At 33.7% G+C, this 14,722-nt stretch carries 14 protein-coding genes; 8 read left to right on the top strand and 6 right to left on the bottom strand.

Annotated features, from left to right (window positions below; all coding sequences use genetic code 11):
• Positions 1-10: 10 nt before the first annotated feature.
• From ACKOWY_RS09430 to ACKOWY_RS09415, 4 genes are read right to left on the bottom strand one after another with little or no spacing between them, the layout of a single operon-like run.
• On the bottom strand, positions 11-1,420 hold the full coding sequence (locus ACKOWY_RS09430; protein WP_408941189.1) for a TolC family protein: 1,410 nt from the start codon (positions 1,418-1,420) through the stop codon (positions 11-13).
• Entirely contained in the window at positions 1,420-2,769 is a 1,350-nt protein-coding gene (locus ACKOWY_RS09425; protein ID WP_408941188.1) for an HlyD family secretion protein, read from the bottom strand. The genes ACKOWY_RS09430 and ACKOWY_RS09425 overlap by 1 nt, the downstream gene beginning before the upstream one ends.
• Positions 2,770-2,772: 3 nt before the next feature.
• Entirely contained in the window at positions 2,773-4,437 is a 1,665-nt protein-coding gene (locus tag ACKOWY_RS09420) for a peptidase domain-containing ABC transporter (RefSeq protein WP_408941187.1), read from the bottom strand.
• A 2-nt stretch (positions 4,438-4,439) separates the two neighbouring features.
• Positions 4,440-5,114 carry a TetR/AcrR family transcriptional regulator gene (locus ACKOWY_RS09415; RefSeq protein ID WP_408941186.1) on the bottom strand — a complete coding sequence of 225 codons (675 nt, stop codon included), beginning with the start codon at positions 5,112-5,114 and terminating at the stop codon, positions 4,440-4,442.
• Between the two features lie 184 nt (positions 5,115-5,298).
• On the opposite strand from ACKOWY_RS09415, the gene ACKOWY_RS09410 reads away from it, so the two are divergent.
• The 6 genes from ACKOWY_RS09410 to ACKOWY_RS09385 all read left to right on the top strand — a co-directional run bounded on the left by ACKOWY_RS09410 (position 5,299) and on the right by ACKOWY_RS09385 (position 10,907).
• The gene (locus tag ACKOWY_RS09410; RefSeq protein ID WP_408941185.1) at positions 5,299-6,573 is read left to right on the top strand and encodes an acetyl-CoA hydrolase/transferase family protein; all 1,275 of its coding nucleotides are present in this window, start codon (positions 5,299-5,301) and stop codon (positions 6,571-6,573) included.
• 156 nt (positions 6,574-6,729) lie between these two features.
• A complete protein-coding gene (der, locus tag ACKOWY_RS09405; RefSeq protein ID WP_408941184.1) occupies positions 6,730-8,040 on the top strand; it encodes a ribosome biogenesis GTPase Der in 1,311 nt (436 codons plus the stop codon).
• A 40-nt stretch (positions 8,041-8,080) separates the two neighbouring features.
• The gene (locus ACKOWY_RS09400) at positions 8,081-8,713 is read left to right on the top strand and encodes a 7-carboxy-7-deazaguanine synthase QueE (protein ID WP_408941183.1); all 633 of its coding nucleotides are present in this window, start codon (positions 8,081-8,083) and stop codon (positions 8,711-8,713) included.
• A 6-nt stretch (positions 8,714-8,719) separates the two neighbouring features.
• Positions 8,720-9,127 carry an energy transducer TonB gene (locus ACKOWY_RS09395; RefSeq protein WP_408941182.1) on the top strand — a complete coding sequence of 136 codons (408 nt, stop codon included), beginning with the start codon at positions 8,720-8,722 and terminating at the stop codon, positions 9,125-9,127.
• 70 nt (positions 9,128-9,197) lie between these two features.
• Positions 9,198-9,653 carry a DUF2059 domain-containing protein gene (locus tag ACKOWY_RS09390; RefSeq protein ID WP_408941181.1) on the top strand — a complete coding sequence of 152 codons (456 nt, stop codon included), beginning with the start codon at positions 9,198-9,200 and terminating at the stop codon, positions 9,651-9,653.
• Positions 9,654-9,725: 72 nt separating this feature from the next.
• On the top strand, positions 9,726-10,907 hold the full coding sequence (locus tag ACKOWY_RS09385; RefSeq protein WP_408941180.1) for an aminotransferase class V-fold PLP-dependent enzyme: 1,182 nt from the start codon (positions 9,726-9,728) through the stop codon (positions 10,905-10,907).
• Here ACKOWY_RS09385 and ACKOWY_RS09380 read toward each other — a convergent pair.
• On the bottom strand, positions 10,904-11,602 hold the full coding sequence (locus ACKOWY_RS09380) for a class I SAM-dependent methyltransferase (protein ID WP_408941179.1): 699 nt from the start codon (positions 11,600-11,602) through the stop codon (positions 10,904-10,906). The genes ACKOWY_RS09385 and ACKOWY_RS09380 overlap by 4 nt on opposite strands.
• 72 nt (positions 11,603-11,674) lie before the next feature.
• Here ACKOWY_RS09380 and ACKOWY_RS09375 point away from each other — a divergent pair, with 72 nt between their 5' ends.
• Positions 11,675-12,169: a YkgJ family cysteine cluster protein gene (locus ACKOWY_RS09375; RefSeq protein ID WP_408941178.1), complete on the top strand. Its 495-nt coding sequence runs from the start codon at positions 11,675-11,677 to the stop codon at positions 12,167-12,169.
• A gap of 3 nt (positions 12,170-12,172) precedes the next feature.
• Here ACKOWY_RS09375 and ACKOWY_RS09370 read toward each other — a convergent pair whose 3' ends face one another.
• Entirely contained in the window at positions 12,173-13,366 is a 1,194-nt protein-coding gene (locus tag ACKOWY_RS09370) for an exo-beta-N-acetylmuramidase NamZ domain-containing protein (protein ID WP_408941177.1), read from the bottom strand.
• Positions 13,367-13,451: 85 nt separating this feature from the next.
• On the opposite strand from ACKOWY_RS09370, the gene ACKOWY_RS09365 reads away from it, so the two are divergent.
• Positions 13,452-14,687 (top strand): ABC transporter permease, encoded by a 1,236-nt coding sequence (locus tag ACKOWY_RS09365; RefSeq protein WP_408941176.1) that lies wholly within the window; start codon positions 13,452-13,454, stop codon positions 14,685-14,687.
• Positions 14,688-14,722 lie beyond the last annotated feature (35 nt).

The raw sequence follows: 14,722 nt of genomic DNA, 5'->3' as shown, positions 1-14,722 counted from the left end.
TTAAAATAAATTAATCGGGGTTTGCCATAACTTTAAACAATTCTGCATTGGAAATAAAAAGTCGATTTTCTAGACTTATTGCGCTTAGCTGAGAGGCTATCAAATTATTTTCACGTGAGTTAATTAAGAAGATAGAGCTTTCGCCAAAAGTAAATAATCGATCTTCTGAGGTAAGCATAGTCGCATAATCTGTTACTAATTCCTTAATTAATTTTAATTGTTTTTCTAACGAATTAATCTCTGTTTGTTGCGCTTTGATTTTGTTAACCAATTGAACTCGTTCTAGATTCAATTCAAATTGAGTATCCTGAATTTTATACTTTGCTAATTTCAAAATTCCTCGTTCTTTTCTCAAGAAAAGTGGAAAATTAAAGTTCAATCCAAATTTGTAATCATTAAATTTATTATAAATAAAATTTGAATAATTAAAAGCATCCGGAATGGAGAGATATTGGTAATCTAAATTAATTTTAGGCAATAAAGAATTGGCTTTTAACTTACGTTCAATATTTAAAATTTGAATTTTATTTTCGAGCGCATTTATTTTTGGATGGTTCACCAAAACAGAATCATCAAAAGTAAAATCTTGTGTTTTTAGAACCAATTTTATTTTATCATTTAGTTCTTTTTCTGGTTCAACCACGTCTTGCAATTCAAGTGGTAAATCATTCTCCAACCATAAGAAATTGGCTAATTCTAATTTTGATTTGGCTAATTTTAGTTGTGAATCTTCCAAACTCAACTTTCTGTTTCTCACAATAATATTGGCCTCAACACTATCTATAGCTGGTTTATCGCCATTTAAAATTAAGCTAGATACTCCTTTTAATCGTTTTTCTGCATTATCTAGGTAATCTTTATAGAGTTGAACTTCGCTATAATTTTTTTTCCAATTAAAATAGGCAATCGATGCGTCATATAAGACCTTGATGGCCTCTAATTTTCTTTCAGATTGACTTAAATTGAGTTGAATTTTTGCTTTGCGCAAATCAGCCATTCGTTGATTAATCAACAACCCTTGACCAAGGGGAACCGAAACTCCAAAAGAAGAAATTCCTTGATTTGGAATCGTATTTTCGGGGTTCAAATAAAGCCCTTCGCTGTTGTTAAACCCTGCTTTAAGCTCAATTCCATACCAAGTTGGAACTTTAAAAGTGCTGTTTAAAATCGAATAATATTCGGTATTCTTGAATTGCTTTTTATCAAAATCAACTTCTATTTTGGGATCAAAACCGCCACGAGCCATCATTAAATTAGCTTGCGCATTACTAATCGTTAAATTGGCACTTTTTACCAAAGGATGGAATTTTTTTACATAACCCAAATACTCCTCATAAGTAAGTTCGTTTTGATTTGCAGTTTTATTTTGAGAAAAAACAGACGCTGAAATCAATAAGAAAAATAAAAAAAGTTGTTTCATTATTTCTTCTCTTTAACGGATTTATTCTTTGGCTGATAATAATTTGGCGGAAACCCATTTAAACTTCGCCACACCTCAAACCAAATTGGAACGATATCCAATAATGCAATGGTTTGTGCCCCTGCCCCAATACTCAATTGTTTGGGCCATTTTGCTTCATTTTCATCTGGTGCTATTAAAACTCTGTATTTTCCGTTATCACTAATAAAATTTTCAATGGCTACAATTTTTCCTCCAAAAGTTCCGTAGGACATATTTGGCCATCCCGAAAAAACTATAGTTGGCCATCCATCAAACCAAACACGAACCTTTTCTCCTTTTTTAACTAACGGCAAATCAATTGGAGCAATAAACGTTTCTACAGCAATTTCATAGTTTGCTGGCATGATACTAGCAATTGATGTTCCTTCTTTAATATTTTCACCAATACCCGATTGTAACGCACGGTTAATATACCCATCTTGTGGCGCTTTAATATAATACATTCCGTTTCTTATGCTGTAATTAACGTATTGATTTTCGAGTTTGTTTACTTGCGCATTCGTATCGTATTGATTGCTCAAAGCAGTATATTGATCACTTCTTGCTTTGGATGCTTTTTCACTATATTCAGCCCCAATTCGGTTAATTTCTAATTGCGCATTTATGAGTTCGTTTCTACTTGCTAATAATTTATTTTCTTGAGTCACTATTTTAGCTTCAACATCCTGCAGTTTCAATCGTTTTTCCTCTACGTCAGTTACCGGTTTTAGCCCTTCTTTATTTAACTGAATAGAACGATTGAATTGCGTTGTGGCAATTTTAACCTGAGTTTTTGTAGCAATCAAATCAATACTATCACTTTTTATTTTTAAAAGTGCTTGACGAATTTTGTTTTGAGCTTGTTGCACCTTTAATCTCTTTTCATTTTCAATAGCCTGAATTTGAGAACTCAAAGTAGTCACCTTACCCGAATAGGATTGCGCCGACATTTTTTTGGCATCCATTTGATTCTTGGTAATTGCCACCAAATTTGGGTCTAAATAATCTTCTTTTATCTCTGAAATAAAAAGTATTGTATCCCCTTTTTTTACAAAATCACCTTCCTTTACATACCATTTTTCTATTCTCCCAGAAATCAATGTTTGAATAGTTTGCGGCCTTTGATTTGGCTTCAAAGTAGTCACTGCCCCAGATCCCGAGATGTTTTGTGTCCATGGTAGAAATAAAACAATTAGTCCCAAAATAGAAAAAGCAATAATAATTCTATTTAATATCTTGTAATGTGGACGATTACTTAACTCGTTTACTGTTGAAAAATGCAGTAATTTTTTAATTTCAATCGGATTATTTTTAGATAAGTTCAGCATTGTTTATTTTTTAATATCTTTATAAATAGTTCCTTCTTTTAAAGTAATTTCCCTGGTTGTTTTTGCTTTCCAACTTTTATTTTTTGATGAAACAATAACTGTCCATTGATGCGCATCAGAAAGTATAAAATCAATAATTTCATTAGCCGCTTTTTCATCCATTTTATCGGTTGGATCTTCAAAGAACAACAATCGCGGTTTGTTGATAATACTACGCGCTAATAATATCTTTTGAGCGTTAGATGAAGACAATTGTTTGCCTTCAGAAAAGATCATCGTATCCAATCCATTTGGCAATGTTTTAATATATGAGGTAAGTTGAACTGCATCAAGAGCCCATTTCAAATCGACATTTGAAATACCCGGATTATTAAATGTAATATTTTCTAAAACGGTGCCTTCAAAAGGAGTTTCTCCTTGAATAATGGCTCCAATATGACCTCGATACTGCTTTAAATCTATTTTATTAAAGGTATCATCATTGATGAAAAACGATCCCGAAGAAGGCTGAATTAAACCAGATAACAATCGAATCAAGGTAGATTTACCCGATCCATTTTCTCCATTTATTAAAATTTTCTCTCCTTGCTCAATCTTTAAATTAATTGAATTCAAAACGGTATACGTAGAATCTGGAAATTTAAAATTTAAATTATCCGTTTCTAGAGTAATATTCGTGTAGCAATCGTTAAATTCTTTATCGGTCTCTGCTTCTGAATTCATATCGGTAACCTGACCAATTTTTTCAATTGAGGTCAACACATCGTAAAATGTTTCGAGACCTAAAATTATTTTTTCTACCGAATTAATTACTAACAAAATAATAATCTCGGAAGCCACAAACTGACCAATATTCATTTGCTGATTAATTACTAAAAAGCCTCCTATTAGCAACAAGCTTGCTGTTATGATGATTTTAAAAATAATTAATTGAGTAAACTGTCTTTTAATAATTGCAAAATGCTTCTCCCTATAGGCTAAATAGTCAATAACCAAATCGTTGTTTTTACTGAGCGCATATTCAAAGTTGAGTGGTTTTCTAAAACTAAAGTTGTTTCGGGCCATTTCTTGCAACCAACCGGCCACCTTGTATTTGTACTTTGATTCTTTCAAACTTGTGTCTAACCCTGGATGGTATGAATACCTGAAAATCACATACAACAATAAAATTAAAAACAATCCAAACACAATAAAAAAAGGATGATACAACGACAACAAGAGTATTCCAAATACAATTTGCAATAGCGCAGCCGAAAAATCAATTAATAATTTTGAAGTTCCTTTTTGAATAGAAATTGTGTCAAAAAAACGATTCGCCAATTCGGGTGGATACATATTGTAAATTTCTTCAAACTTAATTTTTGGCAATCGGTAGGCAAATTCAAAAGAAGAACGTACAAATATTTTTTGCTGTAAATTTTCTGTTATTCGAAGTTGCATTAGAGATAAAATCCCCACAAAAGCAACTCCAATCACAACCAATATCACCAACACAATCCATGAGGCACTTAACCTTCCCGATTGTATAAAGTTAATAATTGCTTGAATTCCCAAAGGCAATGAAAGACTTATTAAACCAGCAAAAATTGCATAGAAAAATATCTGAATAATATCTTTCTTATCAAGACTTATAAGATTAAAAAATCGCTTTAATGGTTTTTCGTTCATGGTTATTTTCGTAATGTGTTTTCTACTAAATGAAGATAAAAATCGGTTGGACTAATACGCTCATTACAATTGGTTATGGTTTTTAAATGATCTTTTAAAAAATGTTGATGCAAGGCCCCTTCAACAAGGGTTGAAACCAAACTTTTAGCATACGGATAATCCGGATTTACATTATTAATCATCACCACAATTCTGTTAATTACGCTTTTGTAGATTTGGAAAAAATCTTCTTTATTTTCTTTATCTACCTCTTTCGTGTGAAAGGCTTTAGTAAACTCGGCGATAATAATTTTATTTAAAACCGATTCATTAATATGCGCTGTAGCTTCATCATCTTCAATTTTTTCTGTCACTATGGCGATTGCCTTCTTAAGTTTTTCTTTAGGATCTGTGATATTATTTGTAGCAAAAACCAATCGGTATTCTATCCAGCTCCAATACCAAGAAGACAAATAAAGAAGCAACTTGTGTTTGCTTTCAAAATATCGGTAAATTGAACTTTCATTTGACCCAATTAAATCGCCTAACTTTTTAAATGTAAATTCTTCAAAGCCAATTTCATTGATCAATAAAATACTATTCTCAATGATTTTTTTTCCTAATGCCGAAGTCTCAGGGTCTTTTAGATAAATCTTGTTGTTGACTTGAATCTTAATGTTTTTAAATAAATTTTCCATTTGAATTGAATTTTTGACTTTCAAATTTTAATTAATTCAAGTGCAAATATAATAGTAATACTATTAAGAAAGAAATTTTAACTTTTATTTATAAATTATCAAACTTCAAATTGGATTGTTAATATGAGAATTGTCATATTTTATTTCTGACCCAGAAATTAATTTTGCATAAAATTTATTAGGTATGAGTAAATATGTTTCCGCAGCCGATGCTGTTAAAGTGGTAAAATCAGGTGATCGGGTCTATCTTCATGCAGCCGCTGCAGCACCCACAATATTATCAAACGCATTAACCGAACGAGCATCCGAATTGCGAGATGTAGAAATTTGCCACCTTCATGTAGAAGGAGAAGCGCGGTATGCTAACCCCGATCTCGCCGCAAGTTTTCATGTTAATTCATTTTTTATTGGAGCCAATGTACGCCACACGCTTAAAGCTGGAAACGGATCTTACACTCCGGTTTTTTTAAGCGAATTACCTCATTTATTTCGAAAAAATGTATTGCCAATTGATGTGGCTTTCATTCATGTATCTCCGCCAGACAAACATGGATATTGTTCTCTAGGCGTTTCAATTGAAGCTACAGTAGCAGCAATAGAAAACGCCAAAATTGTAGTGGCACAAGTCAATCCGCAAATGCCAAGAACCTTTGGAGACGGAATTTTACATATTGATGAAATTGATTATTTGGTTGATGTTAATTTACCTATCTATGGTCACGAACCAGAACCTTTCACTGCCGAAGAAGAAAAAATTGGTGAATATATTGCATCTTTAGTTGAAGATAAGAGTACGCTTCAAATGGGGATTGGCTCCATACCCAATGCTGCTTTGAGCAAACTTACCAATCACAAAGATTTGGGTTTACACACCGAAATGTTCTCAGATGGCGTGATTGATTTAATAGAAAAAGACGTTATCAATTGCAACTACAAAGGCACATTACGCGGTAGAGTATTAGCTACTTTTTTAATGGGTTCCAAACGCTTATATGATTTTGTAAACGACAATCCGTTTATAGAAATGAAAGAATCATCTATGGTAAATGACACCGCTCGAATTCGTAAGAATCCAAAAATGGTTGCAATAAATTCGGCTATTGAAGTGGATCTAACGGGGCAAGTTTGTGCCGATTCTATTGGCCCTCATATGTATTCTGGCGTTGGTGGCCAAATGGATTTTATCCGCGGAGCGTCATTAAGCCCCGGTGGAAAAGCTATTATTGCGCTTCCTTCAACTACTAAAAAAGGTGTGAGCCGAATTGTTCCTTTCTTAAAACAAGGCGCTGGAGTCGTAACTACCCGAGCACACATTCATTATGTTATTACCGAATATGGAATTGCCGATTTATATGGAAAAACACTAAAACAAAGGGCCGCCGAGTTAGTGAAAATTTCCCACCCCAACCATCAGGAAGCAATTGAAAGAGACTATTTTGAGTTACTTCACAAATTCTAAACATAAAAAAGGCCCATTTTTTGGGCCTTTTTTGATTTAGTTTATGCTTCAAATGGATAAATCCATAAATCCATTTCAATAATATTTCCGACTAAAGTTGTAAAAAAATTGATTTTACAGCGCGAAATAGTACCTTTGCACCATATTTAATATACTATGAACAACATTGTAGCCATTGTAGGAAGACCAAATGTAGGAAAATCAACCCTTTTTAATAGGTTGATTAAACGAAGAGAAGCTATCGTGGATTCGGTTTCTGGAGTTACCAGAGATAGAAACTACGGAAAAAGTGAATGGAACGGAAAGGAATTTTCAGTAATTGATACCGGAGGATACATTAAAGGAAGTGATGATGTATTTGAAGAAGAAATTCGCAAGCAAGTAGAATTGGCTATTGATGAAGCCGATGTCATTATTTTTGTGGTAGATGTAGAAGAAGGAATTACCCCAATGGATGAGGCCGTAGCAAAATTATTGCGTAAAGTAACCAAACCCGTTTTGCTTGCTGTAAATAAAGTTGACAATGCCATGCGCGAAAAAGACGCAGTGGAATTTTATAATTTAGGCTTAGGAGAGTATTATTCGTTTGCCAGTATTTCGGGTAGCGGAACCGGAGATTTATTGGATGCCCTTATTGATTCATTCCCTGTAAAACCACTTCCAACTCAAGAAGAAATCGAATTACCACGATTTGCTGTAGTAGGTCGTCCTAATGCTGGAAAATCAAGTTTTATCAATGCATTAATTGGCCAAGACCGCTACATCGTAACTGATATTGCAGGAACTACTCGTGACGCCATCGATACAAAATTTGACCGTTTCGGCTTTGAATTCAACCTTGTAGATACTGCAGGAATTCGAAGAAAAGCCAAAGTAAAAGAAGATTTAGAATTCTATTCGGTGATGCGTTCGGTGCGTGCCATAGAGCATTCTGATGTTTGTATTCTTATTATTGATGCCACAAGAGGATTTGAAGGACAAGATCAAAGTATTTTTTGGTTGGCCGAAAAAAACCGTAAAGGAGTAGTGATTTTAGTTAACAAATGGGACTTAGTAGAAAAAGACACCATGTCTACAAGAGACTACGAACTTAAAATTAGAGAAGAATTGCAACCTTTTACCGATGTGCCTATTTTATTCATTTCGGCTTTAACAAAACAACGTTTACTTAAAGCACTTGAAGCAACGGTTAAGGTACATGAAAATAGAGCTCAACGTATACCAACCTCAAAATTCAACGATTATATGTTGAAAATTATTGAGAACCACCCACCGCCAGCAATTAAAGGAAAATATGTAAAAATTAAATATTGCATGCAATTGCCTACGCCAACACCACAGTTTGTGTTTTTTGCCAACTTGCCACAATACGTTAAAGAACCCTACAAACGTTTTCTAGAGAATAAAATTCGGGAGCATTGGGATTTTTCAGGGGTGCCGATTGATATTTACATGAGAGAAAAATAATAAAAAAACTTAGCAACTTAGTTCCTTAGAACCTTAAAAAATGCTAGACAAAAACATACAAATTGCGGTTGACAAAGGCGAAATGCTACCCTTAATGGAGGAGTTTTACACCATTCAAGGAGAAGGATACCACACCGGTACAGCTGCCTATTTTATTCGAATTGGGGGTTGTGATGTGGGATGCCATTGGTGTGATGTAAAAGAAAGCTGGAATGCCGAATTGCACCCGCCAACAGCAACCGATCTTATCGTAGCAAACGCAAAAAAATATGCCGACACCGTAGTGATAACAGGTGGCGAACCGCTTACTTGGGATATGTCTTTGCTAACTAGCAAATTAAAAGAACAGAACCTAAAAGTACATATAGAAACCTCTGGTTGCTATGAAGTAACCGGAACTTGGGATTGGTTTTGTTTATCACCCAAAAAAAATAAATTACCTGTTGAAGGTGCCTACAAAATTGCAAACGAACTCAAAGTAATTATTTACAACAAGCACGATTTTATCTTTGCAGAAGAACAAGCAGAAAAAGTAAATCCGGAAGCAATCCTTTTCCTACAACCCGAGTGGAGTAAAAAAGAGGAAATGACTCCGCTTATAGTTGAGTATGTGATGAATAATCCAAAATGGAGAGTTTCTCTGCAAACCCACAAATACCTAAACATACCTTAATTCATAATGAAAAAAATAATATTCCTATTCTTCTTTTTGGCTTCATTTCAAAATGCAGAATCACAAACAGATTCAACCGCAACGGCTTCTAAAGAAGATAATACGGTGTATAATTCGGGCGGGCTTGAAATCAAACCAGAATTTAAAGGTGGGTTGAACAAGTTTTATGAATACATTGCAAAAAACTACCGCACTCCTGATGCACCGGGTTTAAACGGACAATTATTGGTTTCATTTGTAGTGGAAAAAGACGGTTCTATAGATGACATTAAAGTAATTAAAGACTTAGGCTACGGAACCGGTGCAGAAGCAATACGCGTATTAAAAAAATGTCCAAATTGGACCCCAGCTGAACAACAAGGCAAAAAAGTTCGATGTGCCTTCATGCTTCCATTACGGATTCAATCTCCTTAAAAAAAACCGAAATTATTTGGTGTAATACAATCAAAATTCTACTTTTATAATCTAATTTAAAAAACTCAAAATGAAAAAATTAATTGTAACCTTCGGTATAGTATTAGTAAGTCAGTTTGGATTTGCACAAACCAATGCGACGAAACAACCTGCAACCGAAAAAGCTACTGCTGCTCCAGTTGATGAAGCTTTCAAAAAAGAAGTTGAAAAAGTAATCGCAAGTAGTGGTGCAAGCGGTCAATTGGCTTCAGCAAAAAAACAAATATTAGGAATGATTGCTGAAGATAAACATGCTGCATTTTTAGTAGAATTTGATGCTTTAACTGCTAAAGTTTCTGAATCAACGGTAAAAATCTATATGGAAGAATATACAAAAGAAGACATTAAAGCAATGTTGGCTTTTTATGATAGCCCTGTAGGAAAGAAAATGGCTGAAAAAGCTGAAGTTATTGCTACAAAATCGCAAGAAGAAATGATGTCACTTCAAGGTGATATGCAAGCTTTAGTAATGAAATACATGCAATAGTTACTTGCACTTTTATTTATTTAAAATCCCAAACAGTGTTTGGGATTTTTTATTTTTACAAAAAAATCATCCATGAAATCACAATTTCTTTTAGATAATACTATTACATTTTTAAACCATGGTTCATTTGGAGCTTGCCCTAAACCAATTTTTGAGGAATTTCAACGATTACAACTAGAATTAGAACAAGAACCAGTAAATTTCATGCAAAAGAAATTACCAATATATCTAAAGGAAGCAAAAAAACCTTTAGCAAAATTCATTGGCTGTTCTGAAAAAGAATTCTTTTTTACTCCAAATCCAACCTTTGCTATAAATACCATTATGCGAAGCCTTAATCTTCAATCAGGTGATGAAATATTAACTACAAATCACGAATATGGAGCTATGGATAGAACTTGGAATTTCTATTGCAAAAAATCGGGGGTTAAATATGTACGTCAAGAAATTTCATTACCAATTAGTTCTAAAGAACAGCTCTTAGAAGAATTTTGGAAAGGGTATAATTCAAAAACAAAAGTGGTTTTTTTAAATCAAATTTCGAGTTCTACGGCACTAATTTTTCCGGTAAAAGAAATATGTGACAAAGCAAAGGAACTTGGCCTAATTACTATAGTTGATGGCGCTCATGTACCAGGCCATATTGATTTAAATCTTTCGGAATTAAATCCCGATTTTTATACAGGTACTTTACACAAATGGATGTTAGCCCCAAAAGGAAGTTCTTTTTTATTTGTAAAAAAAGAATTTCAAGCCAATATAAATCCTCTAGTAATTAGTTGGGGATATGAAAGTTTGGCACCAAGTGATAGTCAGTTTTTAGATTATCACGAATATCAAGGAACACAGGATGTTTCTCAATATTTATGTACACCAAAAGTGATTGAGTTTTTATATCAAAATAACTGGAAAGAAAAGTCAAAAGACTGCCGAAAAATAGTTTTAGATAATTATAAACGCTTTTGTGATTTGGTTGGAACTCAATCTATTTGCCCTATTTCAGAAGAATTTTTAGGTCAAATGGCAAGTATTCCAATTCGAACCGAACAGCCAATGGAGTTGAAAGAGTTATTATATTCTAAATACAGAATTCAAATTCCGATTATGCTTTTAAATGATGCTGTTTACATGCGTTACTCTATTAATGCTTATAACTCTCAAGAAGATTTAGAGGTTCTATACCAAGCCGTTAGTGATATTATCAAAACTACAGATTTGATAAAAGTTAGCGAAACACATAAAAGTACTTTCTAAAAAAGCCGCGCTAAATAATCAAAATGCGCTCCTTCCTCAAGAAGTTCACATTGCAATCCGTTAGCATGAGCCGCATTTTGTAGGGTGTTGTAATCTAAATACAACCAAGGAAACGGATCTTCAGTTTGATTTTTGTATGAAATTGTAAAAGTCAATTCGCCATAATATCCATCTGCAGGTATCCATTTTGATCCGTCTTCGGCCTCATTAAACATGTAAATGATGTCGGAAGAATCAATTAAAATTTGGCCATTTGGTGCTAACAAAGATTTTAATTTTTGCAAATAAACAGCGGTATTCTTTAAAGAGCCAAATATTCCCGTTCCGTTCATTAGTAATAAAATAGTATCAAATTTTTCATTTTCTAAATCCAAAATATTTTGAACTCGAGCCATTTTTATTCCTCTTAATTCACACGCTTTTATTGTATTTGAAGAAATATCAATTGCAGTTACCTCCAACCCTTTTTCTTGCAAATACAAACTGTGACTACCGGCACCACAACCCACATCTAGAATTTTACCTTTGGCTAATTGCAAAGCGGTTTGTTCAATTTTGGGCATGGAATTAAAATCTCGAAAAAGATACGCTACTTCCATTTCATCAGCCTCAGTGATGTTGGTTTCTGTAATAATATCTTCGGGAGATGTATTAGTTTGATAATCGAGAATGGCTTTACCAAAAAGGTCTTTCATGAAAAATTAGTTTAAGGTTAAGGTTTCCAGTTTAAATGTTCTAATTTTGCAAAATAACATGCACCCTACAATTTGAAAACTATTTTAAACAATCTTCCTAAACTTGCCAAAGATAAGCATATCGAAAACAAAAAGTATTTTGATAAGCTGAAAAAGAAAGCGCCTAAAAATTTGGACTATGTAATGCAAGATCTTCATGATTCCGAATTTAAACGCACCGATTGTTTAGATTGTGCCAATTGTTGTAAAACTACGGGACCTTTATTTACCACTGCAGATATTGAACGCATTTCAAAACATTTTAAGCAAAAGCCCCAACAATTTATTGAGCAGTATTTGCGAATTGACGAAGACAACGATTATGTCTTGCAAAGTGTTCCGTGCACTTTTTTAGAGGCCGATAATAAATGTTTTATTTATGACGTGCGCCCCAAAGCCTGCAGAGAATTCCCGCACACCGATAGAAAAAAGTTCCAACAAATTGCAAATTTAACTTTGAAGAATGTTGAAATTTGTCCGGCGGCTTTTAATATTGTAGAAAAAATGAAAGAAAAATTGCCTTTGTAGTATTTAGTAAATCAAATACTTCTCGCGCAGTTTCTTAAAATCGTTCAACCCCTTTTCCCATGATTTTCTGATTTCATTTTCAGAAACTCCACTTTCAATTTGCTGTTGCAATTTTTTGGTTCCAGCCAATTTGGTGAAGAAATCATTAAAAAATTTCGATTTATCGGAAGTCGAATTATAGGCGTTAATGAGCCATTTTAATTCCAATTGCTTTACTTTTTCAATTTGAGTTAAATCTTCGCCATAGCACAACTGGTCTTTATAAACGGGTTCTTTCGCACCAAAATTCGGAATTGGTGTAAAGCTAAAATCACTTTTTGGCAAAAAAGGCGAGCCATAAATTTGGAATTGTTTTTCCGTCCCGCGGCCCACACTCACATTCGTACCTTCAAAAAGACACAAACTTGCATATAAATTCACCGCTTGAGCGTTTGGTAAATTCGGCGATGGTTTTACTGGTAATTCATAAGGCATATCGCGCTTGTAATTGAGGCAATGAATTACTTTTAAGTCACATTGAACTCCATTTTTTAGCCACTTTTCGCCATTAATCATTCGGGCATATTCTCCAATGGTCATACCGTGTAACAACGGAATTGGATGCATCCCAACAAAACTGGTATATTCTTTTTCTAACATTGGCCCATCCACAATTGCTCCATTTGGATTCGGTCTATCCATTACAAATAAGGGAATATTATTTTCGGCGCAAGCCTCCATAATATAATGCAAAGAGGAAATATAGGTATAAAAACGCACCCCTACATCTTGCAAATCAAAAACCATGACATCAATGCCTACTAATTGTTCAGGTTTGGGTTTTTTGTTATTTCCATAAAGTGAAATAATAGGCAAACCGGTTTTAGTATCTTTTCCATCTACTATATGTTCACCAGCATCGGCAGTACCGCGGAATCCATGCTCTGGAGCGAATATTTTGTGAACGGCTATTTTATTTGAAATTAAATAATCAACAATTGAAACAGTAGCATCATTTGAACCTCTAATTATTCCCGTTTGATTGGTTACAATCCCAACTTTTTTATCTTTTAATAGAGGCAAATAAAAATCAGATCGCTCAGCCCCTGTAATAATTGGATTGGTAGAACCAGAAAAGTTATTTTTTGGAGTTCCACAAGAAGCAGAAGCAAAAAGATAACAAACCAAAAGCAAACAACTATTAATAAAATATTTCATAATACTATTTTTAATCTGTGAAAATCGGATTCATATAAGGCCAAAAACTTTGTGTATATTTGCTACAATTTCAAATTCAATTTCTTTGAACTTCGAGCATTTCATAGCCAAACGACTACTTACTACTAAAGACCATAAAAGTAGTATTTCTGCACCAATAATAAAAATTGCAATCACGGCAATTGCATTGGGCATGATTATGATGATCGTTTCAATTGCAACCGGAATTGGATTACAGCAAAAAATTCGTCAAAAAGTAGCTGCCTTTAGTGGCCATATTATTATTTCGAACTTTAACGGAAATGAATCCGATGTGAGTACCGAACCCATTTCGATTCATCAAAATTTTTATCCGAAATTTAAAACTATTGAAGGCATCAGCCACGTTCAAGCTGTAGCAACGAAGGTTGGAATTATTAGAACCGCAACCGATTTTGAAGGAATCATCTACAAAGGTGTCGGAAAAGATTATGATTGGAATAACATCAAAGAGTATTTGGTAGCGGGTACAATACCGAATCTAAACGGGCAATTGATTAATGAAATTGTCATTTCTGAATATTTAGCCAACCGCCTGAACTTGAAACTCGGCACTACTTTTAACACCTTTTTCATGAAGCAAAATGGAAATGGTCTACCTAACATCCGTAGGTTTAAAATTGTAGGAATTTACAACTCGGGGTTGCAAGAATTTGATTCTTCGTATATTTTAGGGGACCTCCGTCATTTGCAAAGAATGAACCGTTGGAGTCCGGATCAAGTGGGTTGTTTTGAAGTTTTTATTACCGATTTTACTCAAATAAAACAAAAAGGAGACGAGGTGTATCAAGAAACTTCCTCGGTATTAAAATCACAAACTATCGAAGAAAAATTCTCTTATATTTTTGATTGGCTGAAACTTTTCGACTTCAATATTGTAGTGATTCTGATTATTATGATTGTGGTTTCTACCATAAATATGGTGGTGGCTTTGCTAGTTTTAATTTTAGAAAGAACCCAAATGATTGGAATATTAAAATCTATGGGAGCAAATAATTGGAGCATAAGAAAACTATTTTTATACAATGCATTTTATCTAATCCTTCGCGGATTGTTTTGGGGGAATTTCATTGGAATTGGTTTTTTAGTCATTCAAAAATATTTTGGCATCATCAAATTACCACCTGAAAATTATTATGTAACCGTAGCCCCTGTTGACATCAATTTGTTTTATATCGCTTTGCTAAATATAGGAACCGTTTTAGTTTGCTTATTGGTTTTACTAATTCCGTCGTATTTAATTACTAAAATAGTTCCGGCAAAAACCATTCGATTTGATTAATTGAAAGATAAAATCTACCAATCTGTTTCAAAATA

It is taken from the genome of Flavobacterium sp., from assembly GCF_046073885.1.
Taxonomy (GTDB): Bacteria; Bacteroidota; Bacteroidia; order Flavobacteriales; family Flavobacteriaceae; genus Flavobacterium.
Note: the sequence above shows the minus strand (reverse complement) of the source record. Positions and strands in the feature narration are given on the sequence as shown.